This is a genomic window from Bradyrhizobium sp. WSM4873, from assembly GCF_055811355.1.
On the sequence record NZ_JBVVPS010000023.1, the window covers coordinates 14,379 to 38,754 of the forward strand.

The window sequence follows — 24,376 nt, forward strand, 5'->3', positions numbered from 1 at the left end:
GGCTTAAGAACCCGGACCGAGATATAGCCGCACCATTCCTTGTCAGAATGCCCCGTCGATTGGCGTCGTGGGGTTGCGGTTGAACGTGGTGGCGCATTGGCGTGCGTCCCAACCTGGCCATTATGGCCGGGAGGGCCACGCTATGTCCAGAGGGGAAACCCTTAAAAGCGTCGCCGCTGGTCTCTCGGCCAGTTCTTAACTCCCGGCTGCCGGTCTGACACCGGCGACGGCCTTAAGAAGCCGATACCGAGAGCAACCACCATGACCACAGTTTTACGTCATCCAAACGCCATTACCGAGCTATGGCCGTCCACCGGCGAGCTCTGCACACGCCTGGCTGCACAAGAGCGGGCGAGAGAGAAGGCCCTCAAGCGGCTTGCCAAGCTCCGAAAGAAGGCGGCGGCCGAGATCACCCGGCTGATCGCTTTCCTGGACGCCTCCGACCCCTACGTGACCGCCGAGCTCGAGGAGGTGTGCGAGGACGAGGGCGCCCAAAGTGAGGGCGGCGGCTGCGAGGAAGGCTGCGAGGACGAAGGGTCGGATAGAAGCGACTATGAGCCTTCACTCGGCAGCATTGAGCGGCACCCGAGCTGCTACGGGCCGGATGGCCGCAACTGGTCGGGCGATCAGATCGCTTGGGCTGACGGCGGCGTCAAAGATCTTGAGGACGAGCACGACGGCGCCGAACCGGACGAGGATGGCGAGCCGTCGCTCGGGTGGAGCACCAGTGGAATGCTGGGCAATCTGAGCGATCGCGAGCGGGACGATTGCGACCGGGAGGCTAGTGAGCCGCTGTTGACCGAATGCTCGGGAGCGATGGCATGAAGCCGGACGCATGGCATCGGCGGCACGCCATCCAAGTGGTTGCTGCTCTCCCGGACGGCTCGGAAGACGCCCTGATGGTTCTACGGCTGGCAACTCAGCTAGTGACGACCTTCCTGGCCGACGATGAGCCGAGACAGAAGCAGGCGCCGGTTGTCGTCTTGATCGGGGGCAACGAATGCGCCTGATCCGGGCCCTATGGGCGCTCCAGCGGCTCAGGTTTGAGCGCTGGCGTGTGATGCGACGATACCGAGGTTTGATCCTCTAACCAAAGAACCCCGCCGGCACCACCACCCCCCGGCGGGTTTTCCTAGCTATATCGAAGCTCTACTAACTAGCGACTCGACTCTCGGGGCTCCCGTTCTTTAGGTTGGTGTTGATCTCACCATGCAACCAAGGGGCTAAAATGGCAGATGCCGCACCGGTAGTTCACATTGGCGAAAACTCGCCCGAGCAAGTCGCGTACAAGCTGATGGAGAGGGTCGCCGGTCAGGAGCGAAAATCGATACATGGTAGCAGCGATCTGAGTGCTGGGTGGACCGCTTCAGATCGCAAATGGATTCTCGATACCTATGCGGAGTGCCTGCACGCGACGAGGGGTTACCGCAATTTTGGGTGACAACGACGCGGAGAAACGGCGTCGAACACTCTGGCCCGCCGTCGCAAGACCGGCGGGCTAATTTATGCCCCCTGCGTGCCCCCGTCGAAAACGTCAAGGCGGGATGATGCGACCAAGTCTTTGATTTTGCTTGGTGAGCGCGCTGGGGCTCGAACCCAGGACCCCGTGATTAAAAGTCACGTGCTCTACCGGCTGAGCTACGCGCTCCCATGGCCGCTGATGGCTTGAAGATATCGCCATCGTCTTCGGACATTTGGAAAAGCATGTCTTGCCGCCACATCGACGCAAGCGTTGCGGAAAAACCGGCTGTTTCCGGATCATGCTTTCGGCCCGCGCTGTGTAGGGGGACGGGGCGCGGAGGTCAATAGCTCGGGTGGCTGCCGAAGTTGAAGGCAGCAGCGGGAATTCGCTCGCCGTTTCCAATGCTTGAGCCGGGATTTTCAACCGGAATGGCGGGCCGCCATCCACGCCGAAGAACCCGTGACGTCCGTCCATGGGCCGGATGCCGCCTTTGGAGCCCCGTCAGTTCGCTTCCCGCCGGACCTCGCTCGGCACCGGCACTTGCTGCGGCGTGCCGGCGGGAGTGGGCAGCGCGACCGGGCGCAGGCCGATCAGCTCGGCGGTGCGGATCGCGCTGTCGCGCCAGAACTGGAACGAGTTGATGCGGCTGAGCTCGAGGATGGCGATGGCGACCGCGGCCAGGAACGGCAGGCTTTGGAGCACCAGCACGCCGGCGAAGATGTAGATCTCGGTGATCTGGCGGTAGCTGTTGGAGGCCACCAGCACGCCGGCGCCGATCAGGAGCAGGGCGCCGATCACGGCCTCCCAGAACGCCTGGAACTCGATCGACATCCTGGACAGGCCGCCCTTGGACGTGCGCGCGAACGCGATGTGCTCGGTGATCAGTCCCTGCGCCACCGCGCGCGACACCGTCCACTGCACGCTCATCGCGGCGATCATCGCGCCCAGCATCTGGCCCGGCTTGATCGCGACGCGCGCGCGGTACATCGACAAGAAGTGCGCGAGCGAGACGATGAAGGCGCCGATGATCGGCAGCGTCAGGATCTTGTCGGGGATGGCGATGTCGGCGAAGGCGACGATCGGCACCCAGACCAGGTTGAGCAGCGCCACGACCACGCCGAGGCTTTCCGCGCCCAGCCAGTTCAGCCAGCCCAGGCCATATTCGCGCTTCTGGTCGGGCGTCAGCCGGCTCCGTCCGGGCAGGAAGTTCCGCCAGTGCTTCTTGACGATCTGGAGGCCGCCATAGGCCCAGCGGTGACGCTGCTTCTTGAAGGCCTCGTAGGTGTCGGGGAGGAGGCCCTGGCCGTAGCGGTGGTTGGTGTAATGCGTGGTCCAGCCGAGCTGCTGGATCGAAAGGCCGAGATCACTGTCCTCGCAGATCGTGTCGGACGACCAGCCGCCGGCCATGTCCATCGCGGCGCGGCGGATCAGGCACATCGTTCCGTGCACGATGATGGCGTTGGTCTCGTTGCGCTGGACCATGCCGATGTCGAAGAAGCCGGCATATTCGCCGTTCATGATGTAGTGCATGATCGACAGGTCGCCGTCGCGATGTTCCTGCGGCGCCTGCACCAGGCCGACACTGGGATCGGCGAAAGCCGGCACGAGGTCCTTCAGCCAGTCGGGATCGACGACGTAATCGGCATCGAGGATGCCGATGATCTCGGCGTCGACGGCGGTGCGGTCCATCGCGATGCGCAGCGCACCGGCCTTGAAGCCCTGCACCTTCTCGGCGTTGATGAACTTGAAGCGTTCACCGAGCGCGCGGCAATGATCCTGGATCGGCTGCCAGAAGGCAGGGTCCGGCGTGTTGTTGATGATGACGACGCATTCGTAATTCGGATAGTTCAGCCGCGACAGCGCATCGAGCGTCTGCTTGAGCATCTCGACCGGCTCGAAATAAGCGGGGATGTGGATCGAGACCTTCGGAAAGTAATTCTCGGGCACGTTCTCGACCGGCTTGCCTTTCGCGAGCAGCCGCTGCGGCGGCCGGCCGAACGCGACGGCCGCGATCTCGTCGATGCGCGCCATCGCGATCAGCACGAGGGGAACAAGCAGGATCATGCCGAGCGTGAGCGCGAAGGCGGAGCCGAAGATGAAATAGTGCCCGTTCCAGAACGCGAACACGGTGGCGGCCCAGGCGCCGACGCCATTGGCGGTGGCCGACAGCAGGAACGCCTGCTTCGCCGTCGGCTGCTGCAGCCGCAGGATCGGCAGCGACAGCAGGATACCGACCAGGAGGGCGACACCCATCAGCTTCCAATAGTCGGGATTTTGCACCGGGCCGGTCCAGGCGAATTTTGGCTCGCGGCTGGCGTTGAGGATGCCCCAGTACGGACCGACGCCGCCTTCGAAGTATTTCCAGGGCTGATCGATGGCCTCGACGATGTTGTATTCCATGCCGATGGCGTCGGCGCGGCTGACGAAGTTGCGCAGGGTCAATGCCTGCTGGAACGGACCTGGGTCGGCGTTGCGCAAATTGTAACCCGCGCTCGGCCAGCCGAACTCGGCGATCACGATGCGCTTGCCGGGGAACAGGTTACGCAACAGATTGTAGCGGTCGACGGCCTGGTCGACCGCCTGGTCCGACCGGAAGTTTTCCCAATAGGGCAGCACGTGGGCGGCGATGAAGTCGACGTTGGAGCCGAGGTCGGGATTGTCGCGCCAGATGTTCCAGATTTCACCGGTCGTGACGGGCACGCGGACCGAGCCCTTGACCTTCTTGATCATCTCGATGAGGTCTTCGACCTTCTGCTCGCCGCGGTAGATCACCTCGTTGCCGACGACGACGCCGTTGACGTTGCTGTTCTTGCGGGCGAGCTCGATGGCGGCCTTGATCTCGCGCTCGTTGCGATCCTTGTCCTTGTCGATCCAGGCGCCGACGGTGACCTTGAGGCCGAACTCGGCCGCGATCGGCGGCACCAGTTCCACGCCGCCCGTGGACGAATAAAGACGGATCGCGCGGGTCATCGTCGACAGCGTCTTCAGGTCGGCGCGGATTTTCTCCACCGTCGGAATGTTGTCGATGTCGGGATGAGCCGAGCCCTCAAACGGCGCGTAGGAGACGCTGGGCAGCAAGCCCTTGAAGTCGGGCGCGGGTTCCTTGTCGCGCAAGACTCCCCAGAGGCCGGCGTGGAGCGCGGACACAAGCAACAGAACGGCGGCGACAACCCGCATCGCGGCTAAACCAAAAGGGGCTGAGGGGGCAGGGAAGCGGATCCGACCCCGAGATCCGACCAAGTCCGCGGCAAATGGAGCATACCTCTGCCGCGCGGTTTCACAACTGTCATCGCCTCATGACCGTATGAGGGCATGCACATCTCGAAATTCGCAGCAGTGCCAATTGCCTCTATCGCCGATCGTTCCTGAACGCAGGCTGAAACAATCGCGGCTATTTCGGGGGCGCCGGTGACGCGCTTGCCGCGGGCGAGGGGCTCGCGGCCGGCTGCGGCTGCGCATTGCCGGCGGCCGGCGCGGCAGGCTGCGAGGCCGCGGCTGCCGCCTGTTGCGGCTGCGACGCCGGGTTGATCCAGCAAGCGTGCACACGGCTGTCCAGGGTCTCGGCGACCTTGGGATCGATCTGGCCGCCGAAGCGGGTCAGGCAGCGGAACGCAGCCTGGATGTGGCCGCCGGGACAGCCGAAGCGGTCGTAGAGGTCGAGATGGCGGAATGCGGTATCGAGGTCGTCCCGCCACATCAGCCGCACCACGCGCCGGCCGAGCCAGACGCATTCGGGGTTGCCGGCCGGGCCGCCGATGACCTGGGCTGCTTCGGCGAATTCGTCGGTGCGGCGTTGATTCTGGGCGGCATCCTTGGCGGCGGCATCGGCGGGCTGGGCGGCTGCCTTGCTCTGGTCGGGGGCGGGCGTGCCGCTCTGGGCGGAGGCCGCGCCGATACCCATCAGGATGACAAGGGAAGAAACGGCCAAGGTGGCGGCGAACTGCCGCAGGACCGCATTTCGTAACTCGAACACCCGTTGCCGCATGAATTCCCCAATATATCACTGACCGTCCGCGTCAGGACCTTCGCGGACGCGCCTGCGTGATGGCGTCCAAATGGGTCTCCAATGCGGCGGAAAAGTCCTCCCGAGTCCATGGCCTGAATCTGGAATTTTGTCCAGCAAAGTCACGATCCTAGGCCTCGGTCGAACGGCCGCAGGTAAATTCCTCAGGGGAGGGAAGGATCCATAACGGAGTCACCCCCTTGGCAGATGGCGTGCTAGCAGGTAATCGACGGCCCTTCGCGGAGGACGGAACCGATTTCTCTTCGTACGCCACTGGCGCTTCTGCTCGTTTCATTGGGTGCGATCGCTGCCGTGTGGTGGTGGCTTGCCACGCCGATCTCGCTCGCGCGCGCCCCGATCGATCCCGCCGACAAGGTCCAATGCGTCTCCTACGCGCCGTTCCGCGGCGAGCAGTCGCCGCTGAACGCATGGACTCATATCGAGGCCGACCAGATCGAGCAGGACCTGCGCCAGCTCAAGGAGATCACCGACTGCGTCCGCACCTATTCGATGGAGAACGGGCTCGACCAGGTGCCGGCGATCGCGGCCCGGATCGGCGGGCTGAAGGTGCTCCAGGGCATCTGGCTCTCCAGCAACCGCACCAAGAATTTCGAGCAGGCTGCGCTCGCCATTCGTCTTTCCAAGGATTTCCCCGGAATCATCACCAGCATCATCGTCGGCAACGAAGTGCTGTTGCGCGGCGAGATGACGACCGCGGACCTCGTCTCCATCATCCGCTCCGTGAAGGCGCAGGTCAGCGTGCCCGTCACCTATGCCGATGTCTGGGAGTTCTGGCTCAGGAATCGCGAGATCTATGACGCCGTCGACTTCGTCACGATCCACATCCTGCCCTATTGGGAGGACTTCCCGGTCAAGGCGAAGTTTGCCGCCTCCCACGTCGAACAGATCCGCGAGCGCATGGCCGTCGCGTTCCCCGGCAAGGAGATCCTGATCGGCGAAACCGGCTGGCCGAGCGAAGGACGCATGCGCGAAGGCGCGCTGCCGTCGCGCACCAACCAGGCGCGCGTGGTCTCGGAGATCCTGAGTCTCGCGAAAGCGCAGAAATTCCGCGTCAATCTGATCGAGTCTTACGACCAGCCGTGGAAGCGCAAGCTGGAAGGCACCGTCGGCGGCTATTGGGGCCTCTATGACTCGGTGCGCCGGAGCCTGAAATATCCGCCGGGCCAGCCGATCAGCAATTTCCCTTACTGGAAATGGTATATGGGCGCCGGCATGGGCCTCTGCGTGCTGGTGTTCGCTGTCGCCGGCCTGACGTTGCGGCGCAGGCCCTGGACGCCGCGCTTCTCGGCCTGGCTCGGTGTGGCGATCTCGGCGACCTCGGCAGGCATCCTGCTCGGGATCGGCGTCGACAAGATGTACTACGAGAGCTACGGCATCGGCGGCTGGCTGCTCTGGGGCACGCTGCTCGCGGCCGGCATCCTGTCGCCGATCTTCTGCGCGCAGGCGATGGTGATCGGCCGCAGCCTTCCGACCTTCCTCGATCTGCTCGGTCCGCGCGAGGGCCGGAAATGGTCGAAGCTCACCGCCGTGCTGGGTCTGACGCTGGCAGTGACGGCGGTGATCGCGGCGCAGACCGCGCTCGGCTTCGTGTTCGACCCGCGCTACCACGACTTCCCCTACGCCTCGCTGACGATGGCGGTGGTGCCGTTCGCGCTTTTGATGTTGAACCGGCCGCAGATCGGCCAGCGTCCGATCGCGGAGTCGGTCTTCGCCGGCGTGCTGACGCTGTCGGCGGCCTATGTGCTCTTCAACGAGGGCCGCGACAATTGGCAGTCGCTGTGGACCTGCGCGATCTATCTCTTGTTCGCGCTCACGCTGTGGCGGGCGCGGGCCGAGCAAATCCAAGAATGAGCAGGCCGATCGCCAGGCCCGACAGCACTACATTGTAGAGCACGATGCCGAGGCCGGCGGCGATGATGCCGACGGTGAGCAGCACGATCGACGGCCGCATCAGGTTCAGCGTTGCCACTACCAGCGCGACAATGCCGAACACCGAATTCTTGAACAGCACGGTCGAGACCGAGCGCGCCTTGCAGACCAGGGTCTGAAGCCCGGCGTCGCAGGCGAGACCGACCTGCGAGTTTTCGATTCCGAGGTAGCGCAGATAGAGCGCATAGCCGACGGATGCGAAGCCGACGACGATCAGGAACTGCACCTGGTAGGGCGTGAGGCGGAAGGGCTTTTTTGTCATGGCGGCAATATGGTCGGGAAGGTGGAACGGGGCAACAGGGAAGGTGAGTTTATGTCGGTCGCGGGCGGTTCCGGGACGAGCAAGGCGGCCGCGCCTGGCCCCAAGATATCCAGGAACAGGCTGGGGTCGCGCCGGTTCTGAATGGTGTGACCGCACGAACGCATGCTGCATGCAAGGAGCGAGCATGGAAAAGCCAACCCAGCAGCAATTGGACGAACTCAAGAGGCTGAGCAAGGAAGCTCGGGTCGAGGATTGGTCGGAGCTCGTCCGGTCGAAGGATGAAGCTGAGAACCGCATTCGCGACCTGAAGGAAAAGGCCCGCATCGAGTAGGTGATTGCGCGCGCCAATGAGCTCTCAAGGGCGAGTTTGCATCGGCCGGTTCTGGTCCCTCAGCCGACGTTCGTATTTTTCCGCCAAGGCCAGCAATCGCTTCTTGATATAGGGGTCGGCCTGTTCGGCCAGCTCGCGGATGAGCGCGAGGTGCTGGCGCAGAAACGTCTCGTCCGCCATCTCCGCTCCGAATCATGTTCGTCGCGGATACTGCCGTTTCGGGTCGGGAGAGTTCGTATCGTTTGATACGTCGGCCCGAGACGGTCTTCCCCGCCGCAGGGCGGATGCCGCGTCTACCGTCTGAAGAACGACGACAGCGTCGATCCCGCCGACGCCGTCTCCGGCTTGGCCGGCGCTGCGGGTTGCGCCGCAGGAGCAGGCGCCGGCTCCTCGCGCTTCGACGAGCGTTTTGAGGAAGAGCTGCGGCGATGCTTGTCAGGCTTGGCGGCGGGCGCGGGTGCCGGAGCGGTCTCGGCTTGCGGCACCGAGTCCTGATTCTTGTCGGAGTTCTTCTCTTGAACTCGATCCTGACTCTTCTCTTGTTTTTCCTGGCCGCCGCGCATTGACAGCCGCTGGCCGTCGAACACGGTGGTCTCGCAGTGGCGGTCGTTCTCGGCGAGGCCGGCGCAGAGTTTTGCTGCAGCCGCTGCGTTGATCAGCGGGCCGGCACCGAGGCGGAGCTGCATGCCGAGGCCGGTGTTGCCTTCCTTGATCATGATGATCGGCCGCAGCGCTGCGATCTCGGGATTGGATTTGGTCACCCCGCGCCACAGCGCGCGCAGGCCACCGAGCGAGTTGGCGCCACCGAGATCGATCGCAAAGCGCGTCTGCTGGACCGCGATCGCGGGAGCCTCGCTTTCGGCGGCCTCCGGCGGCTTGGCAGGTGCCGCGGCGACTTCGATCGGCGGGGGCGCCGGATCGGGCTTCTTCTCGGCAGCCTTCTCAGTGGTCTTCTCAGTGGCCTCGGGCTGAACCAGTTTCGGGGCGGCCGGATCGGGCGGCGCCATGATCGATTTGGACGGGACCAGCGGAAGCATCGGCAGTGGCGCCGTCGTCGCCGGCGACTGCGCGACCAGCGAGGCCGCGGCCGCGCTCTGCGGCGGCGGACTCGACGGCTCCTTTGCGGCCTCGGCGCGCGGCTTGTCGTTGGCCGGAGCCGGTGTCGAGGCGACCGGCCCGATGCCGGGCGCCGGCGGCCCGATCAAGGCCGGCGCGTCCTGCGGCTTCGCAACGGACGCCTGCGGCGGCGTTGTCGTCTGCTTGGCGATGGCGCCGGTGACGGAATCGAGCCCTTGCTCCAGCACGGTGACGCGCGAATAGAGCCGGTCGCGATCGGTGTTCAGCGTCTCGATGGCGGAGGCGAGCCGGCGGGCCTCGTTCTGGCTCTCCTTGGTCAGCATCTGGAGCCGGTCGGCCTGGCGCGCGAGATCGGCGGACGCAACCTGATCGCGCCGCCAGCCGAGCTGGGCCTGGTTGGCGAACACGGCAATCACAACGGCGCCGACGGCCGCCACGCCCCATGAGCCCAGCCGCCACATCATGCCGCGATCGAACGAACTCTCCTCGGCCACAAGTCCGGAGAACAGCCCGCCGGTCTCCTTGGCGCCGAAGGCATCCGCCAGTGGGTCGGAATCCTTTGCCATGAACGTTAAGTGCCCAACCCCTGTCCGGCTTCCCCGAATCAATCAGGGAACATTAACAGGAAAAGCGTGTCGCACTTGAACTCCGGGCGTTTGCGGGGGTAGCAAGGCCATAGCTCATCAGGGCGGCCGTCGCCCGCTGGCGCCGATTGATTCGGCTGATTGACAGGATTGCGATGACCGCCCGTTCCAGCCTCACGATCGTGCTCGCCGCCGGCGAAGGCACGCGTATGCGCTCACACCTGCCGAAGGTGCTGCATCCGGTCGCGCACCAGAGCCTGCTCGCCCACGTGCTCGCCGCGGCGCCCAGGGGAACCGGCACCTCGCTCGCAGTCGTGATCGGACCCGACCATCAGGCGGTGGCGGACGAAGCAAAGCGCATCCGCCCCGACGCGCTCACCTTCGTGCAACAGGAACGGCTCGGTACCGCGCATGCGGTGCTGGCGGCGCGTGATGCCATTGCGCGGGGCGTGGACGATTTGCTGATTGCGTTCGGCGACACGCCGCTGATCTCGGCCGAGACCTTTACGCGGCTGCGCGCGCCGCTGGCCAAAGGCGCCGCGATTGCGGCGCTCGGCTTCCGCGCTGCCGATCCCACCGGCTATGGCCGCTTCATCGTCGAGGGCGACCGCCTGGTCGCGATCCGCGAGCAGGCCGATGCCAGCGCCGAGGAGCGCAGGATCGACCTCTGCAATGCCGGGGTCATGGCGATCGACGGCCGCCGCGCGCTCGCGATCCTCGACAAGATCGGCAATGCGAATTCCAAGGGCGAATATTATCTGACCGACGCGGTCGGCATTGTCAGCGAACAGGGATGGGATGCCGTGGTGATCGAAACCAGCGAGGACGAAGTGCGCGGCATCAACACCAAGGCGCAGCTCGCCGAGGCCGAAAGCGTGATGCAGGCGCGGTTGCGGAAAGCGGCGATGGAGGCCGGCGTCACGCTGATCGCGCCCGAAACCGTCTATCTTGCCGCGGATACCGTGTTCGGCAAGGACGTCACGATCGAGCCCTTCGTGGTGATCGGCCCCGGCGTTTCGATCGGCGACGGCACGGTGGTGCATTCCTTCTCGCATATCGTCGAGACCAAGCTCGGCAAGAAGGTCTCCATCGGCCCTTATGCGCGGCTGCGGCCCGGCACTTCGCTCGGCGACGGCGCGCGCATCGGCAATTTCGTGGAGACCAAGGCCGCGACGCTGGAGGCCGGCGTCAAGGTCAACCATCTCTCCTACATTGGCGACGCCACAATCGGCGCCAATTCCAACATCGGCGCCGGCACCATCACCTGCAACTACGACGGCTTCAAGAAGCACAAGACGATCATCGGGCAGGGCGCCTTCGTCGGCACCAACTCCTCGCTGGTCGCACCGGTGACCATCGGCAACGGCGCCTATATCGGCTCGGGCTCGGTGATCACGCGCGACGTGCCTGATGACGCCATGGCGCTGGAGCGTAGCCCGCAGACCATCCGCGACGGTGGTGCGGCGCGCTATCGCGAGATGAAGACGGGTGGCAAGAAGCTTGAAAAGAAGCCGGCGAAATGAGCGCCGCTATTCGTCGTCGGCGAATTCCGAGAAGATCGCGCGAGTCAGCCGCCAGCCACGCGCCTTGGCACGCTTCGCCGGCTCGCCGGCGGCGTGCTTGATGAAGACGGGCTTGCTTTCCTTGCCGCGCTGGGGCGGCGGCCAATGCGCAAGGTGCGTGCCGGTGGTCTCGCTGGCGCGCACCGCCATCGATGACAGACCTTTGCGGTCGGATGAGCCTTTCATGGCTTTCTCTCCTCAGTGTGCAAGGGTTGGCCAAATTCGTTGACAAGAAGTTAACGCGCGCGGTTTAAGGCTCAGCCAGTTCGACGCAGGCGAGGCGTCTTGCCATCGGTGCTGTCTCAATCAGCAATAATTATTGAGTATCTGGTTCCTTAGGAACTTCGCTAAAAACCGAACGCGTCGTTTAGGCGATTTTTCGACGATTTGGGGGATATTGATCCGCATGTGCGGGATTGTCGGCATTCTCGGGCGCGAGCCGGTTGCAGAGCAATTGGTGGATTCGCTCAAACGTCTTGAATATCGCGGCTATGACTCCGCGGGCGTCGCCACGCTTGAGGGCAAGCATCTCGAGCGCCGACGCGCCGAGGGCAAGCTGAAGAATCTGGAGAAGCGGCTGGAGGCCGAGCCGCTCAAGGGCACGACCGGAATCGGTCACACCCGCTGGGCCACCCACGGCAAGCCGACCGTGAACAATGCGCACCCGCACGCGACCGAGCGCGTCGCCGTCGTTCACAACGGCATCATCGAGAATTTCCGCGAGCTGCGCGAGGAGCTCGAGACGAAAGGCACGGTGTTCCACACCCAGACCGACACCGAGATCGTGCTGCATCTCGTCGACGATCTGCTCACGCGCGGCAACAAGCCCGTGGAAGCGGTGAAATTGACGCTGGCGCGTCTGCGCGGCGCCTTCGCGCTCGGCTTCATCTTCGCCGGCGAGGACGATCTGATGATCGGCGCCCGCAACGGTCCGCCACTCGCGATCGGCTATGGTGACGGCGAGATGTATCTCGGCTCCGACGCCATCGCGCTGGGGCCGTTCACCGACACGATCAGCTATCTCGAGGACGGCGACTGGGTCGTGCTGACCCATACGAGCGCTGCGATCTTCGACAAGGACGGCCACGCCGTCCAGCGCGAGAAGACCAAGCACGCCGCCTCGACCTCGCTGGTCGACAAGGCCAACTATCGCCACTTCATGGCCAAGGAAATCCACGAGCAGCCTGAAGTGGTCGGCCACACGCTGGCACGCTATGTCGACATGGCGACCGAGCGGGTCTCGCTGCCGGTCAAGCTTCCGTTCGACTTCAAGAATATCCAGCGGATCAACATCACGGCGTGCGGCACTGCGAGCTACGCCGGGTTCGTTGCAAAATACTGGTTCGAGCGTTTCGCGCGCGTGCCGGTCGAGGTCGACGTCGCCTCCGAATTCCGCTACCGCGAGGCGCCCTTGCGCAAGGGCGATCTCGCCATCTTCATCTCGCAGTCTGGCGAGACCGCCGACACCTTGGCCGCGCTGCGTTACGCCAAGGACCAGGGCGTGCACACGGTCGCCGTCGTCAACGTGCCGACCTCGACGATCGCGCGCGAAAGCGAGACCGTGCTGCCAACGCTGGCCGGCCCCGAGATCGGCGTCGCCTCGACCAAGGCTTTCACCTGCCAGCTCATGGTCCTGGCAAATCTTGCGATCGCGGCCGGCAAGGCCCGAGGCGAGCTGTCCGACGAGGACGAAACCAAGCTCGTCCACGGGCTCGTCGAGATCCCGCGTTTGATGTCGGATGCGCTCACCACCGAGCTCCAGATCGAGAAGCTCGCGCGCGAGATCGCGAAATCGCGCGACGTGCTCTATCTCGGCCGCGGCACCAGCTTCCCGCTCGCCCTCGAAGGCGCGTTGAAGCTGAAGGAGATCTCCTACATCCACGCCGAGGGCTATGCCGCCGGCGAGCTCAAGCACGGCCCGATCGCGCTGATCGACGAGACCATGCCCGTTGTCGTCATCGCGCCCTACGACCGGGTGTTCGAAAAGACCGTCTCCAACATGCAGGAGGTCGCCGCCCGCGGCGGCAAGATCATCCTGATGACGGACGCCAAGGGCGCGGCGGAGGCGACCGTCGAGTCCCTCGTCACCATCGTCATGCCTGATATGGCGGCGGCGTTCACGCCGATGGTCTACGCCGTCCCGGTTCAGCTGCTCGCCTATCACACGGCGGTCATCATGGGGACCGACGTCGACCAGCCGCGCAATCTCGCGAAATCCGTGACCGTGGAATAGGCAGAAGGGTCGAGTGCGGAACGCTTCGTGGTCTTCCAAAACCTGCTAGAAGACCCTAGCTTGGACGAAGCGACTGACCTGGAACCCGAATGACCCCCCGTGACGACGCGCCAGCGCCTCTTGATCCCGTGCCGGAGCCGCATACCGGCCTGATGGGCCGCTTCCGCAATTATTTCCTCACCGGTCTCGTCGTGACGGGACCGGTTGCGATCACCTTTTATCTGGTCTGGTGGTTCGTCACCTGGGTTGATGGCGTGGTGCGGCCGTTCGTGCCGCTGGCCTATCGGCCTGAAACCTACATGCCGTACGTCATCCCCGGCTGGGGACTGATTGTCGCATTCTTCACGTTGACTCTGGTCGGCTTCCTCGCGGCCAATTTGATCGGGCGGACGCTGGTCGATGTCGGCGAGACCTTCCTCGGCCGCATTCCGGCGGTGCGCGCCATCTACCGCGGCCTGAAGCAAGTGTTCGAGACGCTGTTCTCGGGCAAGGGCTCGAGCTTCCGCAAAGTCGGCCTGGTCGAGTTTCCCTCGCCGGGCATGTGGTCGATCGTGCTGATCTCGCAATCGCCGAACGAGGATGTCTCCCGCAGCCTGCCGGGTCAGGAGGAGCACGTCTCGGTGTTCCTGCCTTGCTCGCCGAACCCGACCACCGGCTTCTTCTTCTACGTGCCCAAGAGCAAGATTGTCGAAGTCGACATGAGCACCGAGGATGCCGCGACCCTGATCATGTCGGCCGGCGTCGTGCAGCCGGGCTCGGCGCCCGATTCGAAGAAGGCAGCGGCGCTGGCGGGCATGGCGAATGCCGCGCGTATCGCCAACGCCTCGGCGCTCCAGCCCCAGCCTGCGAAGGTGGAGTAGGGCCATTCCTCTGCGGGATGGCCGCCGTTCACGCGGGTGTCCCGTCCTCTGCTAGTCTCCGATTGAATTGAGCGCGTTGCTCGGGATTCGATCTGGAGTGCACGATGTCCAAAACCATTGCGATCCTCGCGCCCGGTGCCATGGGCAGTGCCGTGGCCCGTCGTCTCGGCGACCACGGTGCGCGCGTGCTGACGTCGTTGAATGGGCGGAGCGAGGCGACGTGCAAACGCGCGGCGGATGCCGGCATGATCGGCGCCGAGGACGACGCGATCGCGGACGCCGACATCATCCTCTCGATCGTGCCGCCGGGCGAAGCCGTGGCGCTCGCCGAGCGGCTGGCGGGGCTGATCGTCCGGCGCGAGAAGAAGCCGGTCGTGGTCGATTGCAATGCCGTCAACGTCGATACCGTGATGAGGATCGAAGAGATCATCGGCTCGGCACAGGCGCCGTTCGTCGACGCCGGCATCATCGGGTTCCCGCCCCAGCCCGGCGGCAAGAGCCCGGCCTTCTACATGTCCGGCGAGCACGCCAAGGACGTCGCCGTGCTGAAGGACCTCGGGCTCGACGTGCGGATCGTCGACGGGCCGGTCGGGGCCGCGTCCGCGCTGAAAATGTCCTATGCCGGTATCGTCAAGGGCCTCGCCGGGATCGGCTCGGCGATGGTGGTCGCGGCAACGAAGGCGGGAGCTGCGGACGCGCTGCGCGACGAACTCGCACTCAGCCAGCCCGCGGTACTGGCCCGGCTCGAAGTCGCGCTGCCGGACATGATCCCGAAGGCCTATCGCTGGGTTGCGGAGATGCGGGAGATTTCCGGCTTTCTCGGCCCCGATCATCCGGCCAGCCAGGTTTACGAGGGCTTTGCACGCTGGTTCGAGCATCTCGCCGAGGACGCGAAAGGCGAGGCGGCGGATACCGACCTGATGAAGGCATTCGCCGCGCGTATCGTGCAGAAGAAATCCTGATCGTCCGGTCTCACGTCACGGCCATCGATCATGTGCCGTGCACCGAATCCAGAAAACCCTGGATATCCCGATCGCGTCTCAAGCGCACGACCGGGACGTCAGCGCCGTACTGCACACGCTCGGCCTCGATGACAGGCGCGCGCTCGGTGTCGTAGCGCCACGCCTCGCGCATCAATTTCCAATCGAACTGTTCGGGACACCCTTCCGGGAGGTCAGGCCGGGTCTTGTCGCGATCGAAGGCGGAGCGCAGGAGAATGCGCCACTGGCAGAGCCAGCGGGGGCGGTTGATGACGACCAGCGTATCGGCGCGCGCGAGCGTGAGATCGAAAGCAAGTCCCGAGAAGCTGCCGTCGACAACCCATGCGTCGCCCGCGATCGCATCAGTGACGCGCGCCCGGAAGCTCGGTTTGTCCGATGGCTTCCAGCCCGGCCGCCAGTAGAGCACGTCGAGATGCACCACCGGCAGCCCGAGCTTTCGCCCGAGATTCCGGGAGAGGCTCGTCTTTCCGCTACCCTGACAGCCTACGACGATGATCCGGCGCATCGCTGCAAGGTTTCACGAAAACAGTCGAGGCGGAAGATTGGATTTCAACTTGCCGTTCCAGGGGCGGGATGGCTGAATGGCCGCGTTTGACATGGGAGTTCGAATGAGAGTGCTCGTCATCGGCGCGGGAGCGCTTGGAGGCTATTACGGAGCGCGCCTGGTCCGGGCCGACAGCGACGTGACCTTTCTGGTGCGGGCCGGGCGTGCGGAGCAATTGCGGCGGAATGGATTGCAGGTCGTGAGCCCGCACGGCGATTTCGCCGTGCAGCCGAAGATCATTCTGGCCACCGATCTCAAGGAAACGTTCGACGTCGTGCTCGTCGGCGTGAAATCCTACTCGCTCGACGATGCGATGGCCCAGTTTGCCCCGGCGGTCGGCGCCGACACGATGATATTGCCGATCCTCAACGGGCTGAAACATGTCGACGCCCTGACTGCGCGGTTCGGCGCGAGCTGCGTCCTCGGCGGACTCGCGAACGTCAGTGCCGGGCTCGATGCGGATGGCCGTGTCGTTCAGTTCATGGCCAACCAGACCATCGTCTTCGGCGAGGTCGAGGGTTTGTTGAGCGAGCGTGTGCTCGCCCTGGAGACGCTGCTGCATGTGCCCGGTATCGACGTGCGCGCCAGCGAAGCGATCATGCAGGACATGTGGGAGAAGTTCGTTCAGCTGAGCACGCTCGCCGGCATCACCTGCCTGATGCGTGCAAGCATCGGAGACATTCTGGCCGTGCCGAACGGCGAGCAATCCATCTTCCGCCTGTTCGCCGAATGCTGCGCCGTCGCGACGGAATCGGGTTTTGAGCCGCGAGCGCCTTTCATCGAGTTTGACCGGAAGCTGTTCACGACCCCTGATTCCCCGCTCAAGGCTTCGATGCTGCGTGATATCGAGCGCGGCTCGATCACCGAGGCGGAGCACATCCTCGGCGATATGGCCAACCGGGCCCGTGCGCTTGATATCGACACGCCGCTGCTGGATCTCGCCCGCGCGCATCTGGCGGCTTATGAGGTTGGGCGGCAGCGAGCGGCCAGCTAACCCGCCCCGATCAGCGGGATCGCTTCATCGCGCTCATACAGATACAGCAGGCATCGCAGGGCCTCGCCGCGCTCGCCCTTGAGTTTCGGATCGTCCTTGAGGATGCGCAGCGCCTCGTCGCGGGCCTGGGTGATGAGCTGGCCGTGCACCTCGGAGCGGGCGATGCGGTAGCCGGGCAGGCCGCTCTGGCGCACGCCGAGCACATCGCCTTCGCCGCGCAGCTTCAGATCTTCCTCGGCGATGCGAAAACCGTCGGTGGTCTCGCGGATCACCTTCAGCCGCGCCTTCGACATCTCACCGAGTGGCTCGGAGTAGAGCAGCAGACAGGTCGAGGCTTCCGAGCCGCGGCCGATGCGGCCGCGGAGCTGGTGCAGTTGGGCGAGACCGAAGCGTTCGGCGTTCTCGATCACCATGATGGTCGCCGCCGGCACGTCGACACCGACCTCGACGACGGTGGTCGCGACCAGCAGGCCGATCTCGTGGGCGGCGAACTGGCCCATGACGCGGTCCTTCTCCGTGCCCTTCATCTGGCCGTGGACGAGGCCGACGCGATCGCCGAAACGCTTTTGCAGGCTTTCGAAGCGCTTGGTGGCATTGGTCAGGTGCTCGGTGCCCTCGGCCTCCGATTCCTCGACCAGCGGGCAGATCCAGTAGACCAGCTTGCCGGATTCGAGCGCGCGGCCGACGCTGTCGGTGACCTCGCCGAGGCGGCTCATCGATATGGTGCGGGTTTCGATCGGCTGGCGGCCGGCCGGCTTCTCCCTGAGCTCGCTGATGTCCATGTCGCCGAAATAGGTCAGCACCAGCGTGCGCGGGATCGGCGTGGCGCTCAGCACCAGCACGTCGACGGCCTCGCCCTTTGACGTCAGCGCCAGCCGCTCGCGCACGCCAAAGCGATGCTGCTCGTCGACGACGGCGAGGGCGAGATCGTTGAAGATCACGTCGTCCTGGATCAGCGCATGGGTGCCGACGAGCAGGTCGATCTCGCCGGCTTCGAGCTGTCCCAGCAATTCCCGCCGTTCCTTGCCCTTTTCGCGGCCGGTGAGGATCGCGACCCGCATGCCCGCGCGCTCGGCGAGCGGCGCGATGGTCTTGATGTGCTGGCGGGCCAGAATTTCGGTCGGCGCCATCAGCGCGGCCTGTTTGCCGACCTCGGTGACCGCAGCGGCGGCCAGCAGCGCCACCACGGTCTTGCCGGAGCCGACGTCGCCCTGGAGCAGGCGCAACATGCGCACCGGCTGTTGCAGATCGTTCGCGATGGCGGCTGCCGCGTCGCGCTGCGAGGACGTCAGGGCATAGGGTAGGGCATCGATGATCTTGTTGCGGAGGTGCCCGTCGCCGGCGTTGCGCACACCGGCCGGGCGCCGCAATTGCGCGCGGATCAGGGCAAGCGCAAGTTGCCCGGCCAGGAGCTCGTCGAAGGCGAGCCGCGACCAGAACGGCTGGTCGGGCAGAATGTCGGTAAGCTCGACCGGCTGGTGCACGCGATTGAGCGCCTCGGCGATCGGCGGGAAGCCGCAGCGGCGCAGCACCTCCGGGCTGATCCATTCCGGCAGCGCCGGCAGCTTTTGCAGCGCCTGCGCGACCGCGCGACGCAGCGAGCCGAGCGCAAGACCTTCGGTCAAGGGATAGACGGGATCGATGCCGGAGAGTTTTGAAATCGCCTCCTCGTCCAGCACCCGGTCGGGATGCACGATCTGCGGGATGCCGTCGTACATCTGGAGCGTGCCGGAGACGAAGCGCTTCTCGCCGATCGGCAGCAGCTTCTCGACATAGCCGGGCTTTGCGCGGAAGAACGTCAGCACGACGTCGCCAGTATCGTCGCTGGCATAAACCAGATACGGCGCGCGGGCATTGCGCGGCGGGGGCGGGCGGTGGCGGTCGACCGTGACCTCCAGCGTCACCATGGTTCCCTGCGCGGCGTCGCGGATCTTCGGCCGCGCACGGCGGTCGATGACCTGGCTCGGCAAGTGCAGCAACAGATCGACCAGCCGCGGCGTCTCATTGCGGCTGAGCAGATATTGCAGCAGCTTGTCCTGCTTCGGACCGACGCCGGGCAGGCTGGTCACGGGGGCAAACAGTGGATTGAGCAGGCTGGGGCGCATCAGGCGAACCTAGGATCGTTTTCGCTCGTCATGCCCGGCTTTATGCCCGGCATCCACGTGTTTTTTCGTGCCCCTGCGGCGGCAGCGGGCCATGATAAATCGAGGGCTGACATGGCCCGCCCGAGTGGCTATATCACCCCGGCCCGGCACGTCCGGGCTTTTGGCGTTTGACTGGAATTGAGACATGACGGGAACGACACGATCGAGCAATGGGCTGGACGACCGCCGCAAGCGGCTTCTGTTCCGCTGCTGGCACCGCGGCACGCGCGAGATGGACCTGATCCTCGGCCGCTTCGCGGATGCCGAGATCGGCAATCTGTCCGATGACGAGCTGACGCAGCTCGAGACCCTGCTCGAAGAAGCCGATCCCGACCTCTATGCCGCCATCACCGGCGACAAGGTGCTTGCCGCCGAAGTCATCGGCCCGCTGTTTGCGCGCATCAAGGCGTTTCCGATCGCGGACCGCGACGTATGAAGCAGGGGATGAAATCGCCGGCCGAGCTGCTCACGCCCGGCCGCGCGCTGACGCTTGCCAATGTCGCCGAGGGCGCCGAGGGCCTCGTCGTCTCCGATCTCGCGCGCGCTATCGCAGCGCGGCCGAAGAAGCCGGCTGTCAGCCTCGCGGTGATCTGCCGTGACGGACCGCGGATGCAGCAGCTGGAACGTGCCCTGCAATTCTTCGCGCCCGATTTGCCCGTGCTGACTTTCCCGGCCTGGGACTGCCAGCCCTATGACCGCGTCTCGCCGCATGGCGGCGTGCTCGCGCAGCGCCTGACGACGCTGGCACGGCTTGCGTCCCTGACCGGTAGCGACAAGCCGCTGATCGTGCTGACCACGGTCAACGCCGTCGTTCAGCGCGTGCCGGCGCGCGATCTGGTGGCGGCGCAGGCGCTGTCGGTGGCGCCGGGCAACGTCGTGCCGATGGACACCATCGTCGCCTGGCTCGAACACAACGGCTACAACCGCTCCTCGACCGTGCGCGAGCCCGGCGAATATGCGGTGCGCGGCGGCATTCTGGACCTGTTTCCGGCCGGCCTGGAACAGCCCGTCCGTTTCGACTTCTTCGGCGACAGCCTGGAATCGATCCGCACCTTCGATGCCGAGACCCAGCGCACGCTGCTCGACATGCGCGCGCTCGATCTCGTGCCGATCTCCGAATTCCAGCTCGTCACCGACACCATCCGCCGCTTTCGGATGGGCTATGTCGCCGAGTTCGGCGCGCCCGAGCGCGACGATGCGCTGTACGAGGCCGTCAGCGAGGGCCGCCGTCATCCCGGCATGGAACATTGGCTGCCCCTGTTCCAGGACCGGATGGACACGCTGTTCGACTATCTGCAGGGCGCGGCGATCGCGATCGAGCCGCAGGCCGAGGATGCCGTCCGCGAGCGCTTCAAGCAGATCCTTGATTATTACCAGGCACGCCGCGATGCGATGGAGCATCCGGGCGGCGGCGCCATCTACAAGCCGCTGCCGCCTGACCGGCTCTATCTGACCGAGGAGGAATGGGGCAAGCGCGAGAGCGGGATGCCGCTGGTGCGGCTGACACAGTTTTCGGTACCTGCCGATGGTACCAGCGTGCTCGATGCCGGGGCACGCAAAGGCCGCGACTTCGCGCCGGAGCGCAACGATAGCAAGGTCAACGTCTTCGAAGCCGTCGTCGCACATGTGCATGGGCTGCTGACGAGCCGCAAGAAAGTGGTCATCGCGCTCTGGACGGAAGGCTCGCGCGACCGCATGACCTCGATGCTGCGCGATCACAAGCTCACCCCTGTGACCAGCGTCAACAGCTGGCGCACGGTGCAGGCGACCCCGCGCAACGAGACCATGCTCGCCGTGCTCGGCCTCGAAAGCGGTTTCGAGACCGACGAGATCGCGCTCATCAGCGAGCAGGACATCCTCGGCGATCGCCTGGTGCGGCCGCGCAAGGCGAGCCGCAAGCTCGACAATTTCATCTCGGAGGTGACGAGCCTTGCCGCCGGCGACATCGTGGTCCACGTCGACCACGGCATCGGCCGCTTCATCGGCCTGCAGACGCTGGACGTCGCCGGCGCGCCGCATGACTGCCTCGAGCTGCATTATGCCGCCGAGACAAAACTGTTCCTGCCAGTCGAGAACATCGAGCTGCTGTCGCGTTATGGCTCCGACCAGACCACGGTCGAACTCGATCGTCTCGGCGGCTCGGGCTGGCAGACGCGCAAGGCCAAGCTGAAGAACCGCATCCGCGAGATCGCGGGCGAGCTGATCAAGATCGCCGCCGAACGCCACCTGCACGAGGCGCCGAAGCTGCCGGTGCAGCCGGGCCTCTACGACGAGTTCTGCGCGCGCTTCCCCTATGACGAGACCGAGGATCAGCTTGGTGCGATCGAGTCCACGCTGAAGGACCTCGAGCTCGGCCGTCCCATGGACCGGCTGATCTGCGGCGACGTCGGCTTCGGCAAGACCGAGGTGGCCTTGCGCGCCGCCTTCGCGGTGGCGCTCGAAGGCAAGCAGGTCGCGGTCGTGGTGCCGACCACGCTGCTCGCCCGTCAGCACTACAAGACGTTCACCGAGCGTTTCAAGGGTTTCCCGGTGCAGGTGGCGCAGGCCTCGCGGCTGGTCCCGGCCAAGCAGCTCAATCTGGTCAAGAAGGGCCTCACCGACGGCGCGGTCGATATCGTCGTCGGCACCCACGCGCTGCTCAGCAAGTCGATCAAGTTCCGCGATCTCGGGCTGCTGATCGTCGACGAGGAGCAGCATTTCGGCGTCACCCACAAGGAGCGGCTGAAGCAGCTCCGCGCCGAGGTGCACGTGCTGACGCTGTCGGCGACGCCGATCCCGCGCACGCTGCAGCTCGCGCTCACCGGCGTGCGCGAGCTCTCGATCATCGCATCGCCCCCGGTCGACCGCCTCGCGGTCCGCACCTTCGTCGCCCCGCACGATCCGCTGATGATCCGCGAGGCGCTGCTGCGCGAGCGCTATCGCGGCGGCCAGGCGTTCTACGTGGTGCCGCGCATCGACGACCTCGCCGAGGTCAAGGACTTCCTCGACAAGAACGTGCCGGAGATGAAGGTCGCGGTCGCGCACGGGCAGATGCCGCCCGCCGTGATCGAGGACATCATGACCGCGTTCTACGACGGCAAGTTCGACATCCTGCTGTCGACCACGATCGTGGAATCCGGCCTCGACATCCCCAACGCCAACACGCTGATCGTGCATCGCGCGGACATGTTCGGCCTCGCCCAGCTCTATCAGCTCCGTGGCCGCGTCGGCCGTTCCAAGCTGCGGGCCTATGCGCTGTTCACGCTGCCGGCGCAGCAGAAGATCACGGCGCAGGCCGAGCGCCGGCTCACCGTGCTGCAATCGCTGGAGACGCTGGGCGCGGGCTTCCAGCTCGCCTCGCACGACCTCGACATCCGCGGCGCCGGCAATATCCTGGGCGAGCAGCAGTCCGGCCATATCAAGGAGGTCGGCTTCGAGCTCTACCAGTCGATGCTGGAGGAGGCGATCGTCAACCTCAAGGCCGGCGTGTCCGAGCCCGCCGCCGATCGCTGGTCGCCGACCATCACCATCGGCATGCCCGTGCTCATTCCGGAGGACTATGTCGGCGATCTCTCGGTGCGGCTGTCGCTCTACCGGCGGCTCGCCGACCTCGACAGCGAGGAGGAGATCGAGAACTTCGGCGCCGAGATGCGCGATCGTTTCGGCGTGCTGCCGGACGAGGTGCGCTATTTGTTCAAGGTCGCCGCGATCAAGGCGTTCTGCCGTCAGGCCAATGTCGGCAAGATCGACGCCGGCCCGAAGGGCGCCGTGATCGCCTTCCGCGATAATTCCTTCGCCCATCCCGATCGTCTGGTATCGTTCATCCGCAGTCACGGCCAGGCCGCGAAGGTGCGTCCCGACATGAAGGTGGTGTTCCTGCAGGACTGGGAAACGCCGGAAGAGCGTCTCGCCGGCACCACCGAGATCATGCGCCAGCTGGCGCAGCTCGCGCAGAGCAAGAAGGCGGCGTAGGCTTCAGGTCTCACCACGTCATTGCGAGCGCAGCGAAGCAATCCAGACTGTTCCCCGCGGAAAGATTCTGGATTGCTTCGTTACGCTCGCAATGACGGTGTTTGTTGTGGCAGCTCGCGAGGTACCTACGACGCCGCGCGCGACGCGTCGGCCGACAGCCGTCCGAGCAGCGACCGTGCCGTATCCGACGGCGATAGCGAATCCACCGAGACGACGGGATCGCTCCGCATCTCGTGCTTGCCGTTCGAGGTGTGCCGCATCACCGCAGAGAGACGGCGGGCGATCATGTGCGCGGTGCGGAAGTCGGTCTCCGCGAACACGACGATGACCGAACCGTCCTTCTGCGCCACGCCAAAATCCATCTGCCGCATCAGGCGGCTGAGAATGCGCGCGGCATCGAGCTGGGCGCGGGAATTGCCGGGGTCGAAGGCGAAGCGCGCGACCGAGAGGCCGCCGCCACGAGCCAGCGTCTGCTCGACCGCCTTGGCAAAATCGCGCGCAAAGGCCTCCACCGTAAGCAGGCCGCTGCGCGGGTCGAGCCAGCCGCCGGCATCGATCGAGCGCAGCGTGCGGCTCAGTTGGGCTTCCATCGCGTGTTGGCGGATCAGAGGCAGCGCGTTGGCGGCGACCTTGGCCGGCTCGCCGGGGATCAGCTCGAGATTGGGCAGGTCGTAAGTCTGCGTGAGCTGATGCGCAGTGACGATCACGGGCAGGCTGCGGAAGCGGGTATCCTCGGCGAGCACAGTGAGGAAGGCATCGGTCACGCGGGCGGTAAAACCTTCGGCGAGCACGACGCCGTCGAGGTCGCGGGTGTTGAGATGTTTGGCCGCGGCCTCGATCGAGAGCGCGCCGACGACGCCGACGCGCTCGCCGAGCGCGACGGAAAGCGCAGGGTAAGCCGCGCCGCGGCCGATCAGAAGCACCGTGGCATCCCGAATGGGATCGGCCTCCGGCAGGGCGACCTTCACCTCGGGCAGCCGGCGCAGCACCGTGGCATGAAGCGTGCGAATGCGCAGCGCGGCGCGAAGCCGCGCGATCAGGCGTTCGGAATGGCCGACGCGCGACGAGGAGAAGGGCAGGGCGTTGTGCGGGAGCGCGCCTGCCGCATCCAGCGCCACGAAGGGAAGGTAGGGCGATTGCTCTGCGATCTTCCTGGCGAGCAGCGCCAGATGCGGCTCGTGCCCGGCATCCATCGCGGCGAGAACCACGGCCGGCTGCACCTCTTCGACCGCGCGCGTCGCGCCGGCCCAGCCGGTGTCGATCACAGGGAAGAATCGCGCCTCGTCCAGCGCCGCGATGAAGGCCGGCCGCTCGCCATTGGACACAAACAGGATCGGGCCAGCCTGGGACATCGAGAGACTCTGATCACGCGACAGGTGCCGCGCAATCTAGTCCGGCCGCCTTAATGCAGCGTCAAT

The 24,376-nt window shown here is 65.3% G+C and carries 20 protein-coding genes and 1 tRNA gene; 11 read left to right on the forward strand and 10 right to left on the reverse strand.

What is annotated here, in order from left to right; all coding sequences use genetic code 11:
• Nucleotides 1–261 precede the first annotated feature (261 nt).
• Nucleotides 262–825, forward strand: coding sequence for a hypothetical protein (locus AC0L21_RS26225; RefSeq protein WP_473264636.1), 564 nt, complete (start codon nt 262–264; stop codon nt 823–825).
• Entirely contained in the window at nt 822–1,010 is a 189-nt protein-coding gene (locus AC0L21_RS26230; protein WP_473264637.1) for a hypothetical protein, read from the forward strand. The genes AC0L21_RS26225 and AC0L21_RS26230 overlap by 4 nt, the downstream gene beginning before the upstream one ends.
• A gap of 562 nt (nt 1,011–1,572) precedes the next feature.
• Here AC0L21_RS26230 and AC0L21_RS26235 read toward each other — a convergent pair.
• The 3 genes from AC0L21_RS26235 to AC0L21_RS26245 form a co-directional block, all read right to left on the reverse strand.
• Nucleotides 1,573–1,648, reverse strand: a tRNA-Lys gene (locus AC0L21_RS26235).
• A gap of 315 nt (nt 1,649–1,963) precedes the next feature.
• Nucleotides 1,964–4,639, reverse strand: coding sequence for a glycosyltransferase (locus AC0L21_RS26240; protein WP_473264638.1), 2,676 nt, complete (start codon nt 4,637–4,639; stop codon nt 1,964–1,966).
• A 214-nt stretch (nt 4,640–4,853) separates the two neighbouring features.
• Complete coding sequence (locus AC0L21_RS26245) at nt 4,854–5,447, reverse strand: beta-1-3, beta-1-6-glucan biosynthesis protein (protein ID WP_473264639.1); 594 nt, start codon at nt 5,445–5,447, stop codon at nt 4,854–4,856.
• Nucleotides 5,448–5,777: 330 nt separating this feature from the next.
• Between AC0L21_RS26245 and AC0L21_RS26250 the strand changes: the two genes are divergently transcribed.
• Entirely contained in the window at nt 5,778–7,337 is a 1,560-nt protein-coding gene (locus AC0L21_RS26250; RefSeq protein ID WP_473264640.1) for a glycoside hydrolase family 17 protein, read from the forward strand.
• Here the strand turns inward: AC0L21_RS26250 and AC0L21_RS26255 are convergent.
• The gene (locus AC0L21_RS26255) at nt 7,297–7,677 is read right to left on the reverse strand and encodes a hypothetical protein (RefSeq protein WP_063996284.1); all 381 of its coding nucleotides are present in this window, start codon (nt 7,675–7,677) and stop codon (nt 7,297–7,299) included. The two genes, AC0L21_RS26250 and AC0L21_RS26255, sit on opposite strands and share 41 nt — an antisense overlap.
• Nucleotides 7,678–7,861: 184 nt before the next feature.
• Here AC0L21_RS26255 and AC0L21_RS26260 point away from each other — a divergent pair, with 184 nt between their 5' ends.
• Nucleotides 7,862–8,008: a hypothetical protein gene (locus AC0L21_RS26260; protein ID WP_473264641.1), complete on the forward strand. Its 147-nt coding sequence runs from the start codon at nt 7,862–7,864 to the stop codon at nt 8,006–8,008.
• A 24-nt stretch (nt 8,009–8,032) separates the two neighbouring features.
• Here the strand turns inward: AC0L21_RS26260 and AC0L21_RS26265 are convergent, their stop codons facing one another.
• A complete protein-coding gene (locus AC0L21_RS26265) occupies nt 8,033–8,188 on the reverse strand; it encodes a hypothetical protein (RefSeq protein ID WP_473264642.1) in 156 nt (51 codons plus the stop codon).
• A gap of 113 nt (nt 8,189–8,301) precedes the next feature.
• Nucleotides 8,302–9,651 carry a hypothetical protein gene (locus tag AC0L21_RS26270; RefSeq protein ID WP_473264643.1) on the reverse strand — a complete coding sequence of 450 codons (1,350 nt, stop codon included), beginning with the start codon at nt 9,649–9,651 and terminating at the stop codon, nt 8,302–8,304.
• Nucleotides 9,652–9,824: 173 nt separating this feature from the next.
• On the opposite strand from AC0L21_RS26270, the gene glmU reads away from it, so the two are divergent.
• Nucleotides 9,825–11,192, forward strand: coding sequence for a bifunctional UDP-N-acetylglucosamine diphosphorylase/glucosamine-1-phosphate N-acetyltransferase GlmU (glmU, locus tag AC0L21_RS26275; protein ID WP_473264644.1), 1,368 nt, complete (start codon nt 9,825–9,827; stop codon nt 11,190–11,192).
• A gap of 6 nt (nt 11,193–11,198) precedes the next feature.
• Here glmU and AC0L21_RS26280 read toward each other — a convergent pair whose 3' ends face one another.
• Complete coding sequence (locus AC0L21_RS26280) at nt 11,199–11,417, reverse strand: hypothetical protein (RefSeq protein ID WP_473264645.1); 219 nt, start codon at nt 11,415–11,417, stop codon at nt 11,199–11,201.
• Between the two features lie 220 nt (nt 11,418–11,637).
• On the opposite strand from AC0L21_RS26280, the gene glmS reads away from it, so the two are divergent.
• The 3 genes from glmS to AC0L21_RS26295 all read left to right on the forward strand — a co-directional run bounded on the left by glmS (nt 11,638) and on the right by AC0L21_RS26295 (nt 15,286).
• Nucleotides 11,638–13,464 (forward strand): glutamine--fructose-6-phosphate transaminase (isomerizing), encoded by a 1,827-nt coding sequence (glmS, locus tag AC0L21_RS26285; protein WP_473264646.1) that lies wholly within the window; start codon nt 11,638–11,640, stop codon nt 13,462–13,464.
• 89 nt (nt 13,465–13,553) lie between these two features.
• Nucleotides 13,554–14,324: a DUF502 domain-containing protein gene (locus AC0L21_RS26290; RefSeq protein WP_473264647.1), complete on the forward strand. Its 771-nt coding sequence runs from the start codon at nt 13,554–13,556 to the stop codon at nt 14,322–14,324.
• A gap of 104 nt (nt 14,325–14,428) precedes the next feature.
• Nucleotides 14,429–15,286 (forward strand): NAD(P)-dependent oxidoreductase, encoded by an 858-nt coding sequence (locus AC0L21_RS26295; RefSeq protein WP_473264648.1) that lies wholly within the window; start codon nt 14,429–14,431, stop codon nt 15,284–15,286.
• A gap of 28 nt (nt 15,287–15,314) precedes the next feature.
• On the opposite strand, the gene AC0L21_RS26300 is transcribed toward AC0L21_RS26295, so the two are convergent.
• Nucleotides 15,315–15,830: a P-loop NTPase family protein gene (locus AC0L21_RS26300; protein ID WP_473264649.1), complete on the reverse strand. Its 516-nt coding sequence runs from the start codon at nt 15,828–15,830 to the stop codon at nt 15,315–15,317.
• A 103-nt stretch (nt 15,831–15,933) separates the two neighbouring features.
• On the opposite strand from AC0L21_RS26300, the gene panE reads away from it, so the two are divergent.
• A complete protein-coding gene (gene panE, locus AC0L21_RS26305) occupies nt 15,934–16,863 on the forward strand; it encodes a 2-dehydropantoate 2-reductase (RefSeq protein ID WP_473264650.1) in 930 nt (309 codons plus the stop codon).
• Here the strand turns inward: panE and recG are convergent.
• Nucleotides 16,860–18,968 carry an ATP-dependent DNA helicase RecG gene (gene recG, locus AC0L21_RS26310; RefSeq protein ID WP_473264651.1) on the reverse strand — a complete coding sequence of 703 codons (2,109 nt, stop codon included), beginning with the start codon at nt 18,966–18,968 and terminating at the stop codon, nt 16,860–16,862. The two genes, panE and recG, sit on opposite strands and share 4 nt — an antisense overlap.
• A gap of 184 nt (nt 18,969–19,152) precedes the next feature.
• Between recG and AC0L21_RS26315 the strand changes: the two genes are divergently transcribed.
• Both AC0L21_RS26315 and mfd read left to right on the forward strand, forming a co-directional pair.
• A complete protein-coding gene (locus AC0L21_RS26315; RefSeq protein ID WP_106944794.1) occupies nt 19,153–19,443 on the forward strand; it encodes an FAD assembly factor SdhE in 291 nt (96 codons plus the stop codon).
• Nucleotides 19,440–22,958: a transcription-repair coupling factor gene (mfd, locus tag AC0L21_RS26320; RefSeq protein WP_473264652.1), complete on the forward strand. Its 3,519-nt coding sequence runs from the start codon at nt 19,440–19,442 to the stop codon at nt 22,956–22,958. The genes AC0L21_RS26315 and mfd overlap by 4 nt, the downstream gene beginning before the upstream one ends.
• Nucleotides 22,959–23,083: 125 nt before the next feature.
• On the opposite strand, the gene AC0L21_RS26325 is transcribed toward mfd, so the two are convergent.
• Nucleotides 23,084–24,310, reverse strand: a complete 1,227-nt coding sequence (locus AC0L21_RS26325; protein WP_473264653.1) for a GGDEF domain-containing protein — start codon at nt 24,308–24,310, stop codon at nt 23,084–23,086.
• Between the last annotated feature and the right edge of the window lie 66 nt (nt 24,311–24,376).

What these genes read in the sequence shown, in the direction of transcription:
- panE (WP_473264650.1), top strand. Translation starts at nt 15,934, where the DNA reads ATGAGAGTGCTCGTCATCGGCGCGGGAGCGCTTGGAGGCTATTACGGA.
- AC0L21_RS26295 (WP_473264648.1), top strand. Translation starts at nt 14,429, where the DNA reads ATGTCCAAAACCATTGCGATCCTCGCGCCCGGTGCCATGGGCAGTGCC.
- AC0L21_RS26270 (WP_473264643.1), bottom strand. Translation starts at nt 9,651, where the DNA reads ATGGCAAAGGATTCCGACCCACTGGCGGATGCCTTCGGCGCCAAGGAG.
- recG (WP_473264651.1), bottom strand. Translation starts at nt 18,968, where the DNA reads ATGCGCCCCAGCCTGCTCAATCCACTGTTTGCCCCCGTGACCAGCCTG.
- AC0L21_RS26290 (WP_473264647.1), top strand. Translation starts at nt 13,554, where the DNA reads ATGACCCCCCGTGACGACGCGCCAGCGCCTCTTGATCCCGTGCCGGAG.
- mfd (WP_473264652.1), top strand. Translation starts at nt 19,440, where the DNA reads ATGAAGCAGGGGATGAAATCGCCGGCCGAGCTGCTCACGCCCGGCCGC.
- AC0L21_RS26260 (WP_473264641.1), top strand. Translation starts at nt 7,862, where the DNA reads ATGGAAAAGCCAACCCAGCAGCAATTGGACGAACTCAAGAGGCTGAGC.
- AC0L21_RS26230 (WP_473264637.1), top strand. Translation starts at nt 822, where the DNA reads ATGAAGCCGGACGCATGGCATCGGCGGCACGCCATCCAAGTGGTTGCT.
- AC0L21_RS26255 (WP_063996284.1), bottom strand. Translation starts at nt 7,677, where the DNA reads ATGACAAAAAAGCCCTTCCGCCTCACGCCCTACCAGGTGCAGTTCCTG.
- AC0L21_RS26240 (WP_473264638.1), bottom strand. Translation starts at nt 4,639, where the DNA reads ATGCGGGTTGTCGCCGCCGTTCTGTTGCTTGTGTCCGCGCTCCACGCC.
- AC0L21_RS26245 (WP_473264639.1), bottom strand. Translation starts at nt 5,447, where the DNA reads ATGCGGCAACGGGTGTTCGAGTTACGAAATGCGGTCCTGCGGCAGTTC.
- AC0L21_RS26280 (WP_473264645.1), bottom strand. Translation starts at nt 11,417, where the DNA reads ATGAAAGGCTCATCCGACCGCAAAGGTCTGTCATCGATGGCGGTGCGC.
- AC0L21_RS26325 (WP_473264653.1), bottom strand. Translation starts at nt 24,310, where the DNA reads ATGTCCCAGGCTGGCCCGATCCTGTTTGTGTCCAATGGCGAGCGGCCG.
- AC0L21_RS26265 (WP_473264642.1), bottom strand. Translation starts at nt 8,188, where the DNA reads ATGGCGGACGAGACGTTTCTGCGCCAGCACCTCGCGCTCATCCGCGAG.
- glmU (WP_473264644.1), top strand. Translation starts at nt 9,825, where the DNA reads ATGACCGCCCGTTCCAGCCTCACGATCGTGCTCGCCGCCGGCGAAGGC.
- AC0L21_RS26315 (WP_106944794.1), top strand. Translation starts at nt 19,153, where the DNA reads ATGACGGGAACGACACGATCGAGCAATGGGCTGGACGACCGCCGCAAG.
- glmS (WP_473264646.1), top strand. Translation starts at nt 11,638, where the DNA reads ATGTGCGGGATTGTCGGCATTCTCGGGCGCGAGCCGGTTGCAGAGCAA.
- AC0L21_RS26225 (WP_473264636.1), top strand. Translation starts at nt 262, where the DNA reads ATGACCACAGTTTTACGTCATCCAAACGCCATTACCGAGCTATGGCCG.
- AC0L21_RS26300 (WP_473264649.1), bottom strand. Translation starts at nt 15,830, where the DNA reads ATGCGCCGGATCATCGTCGTAGGCTGTCAGGGTAGCGGAAAGACGAGC.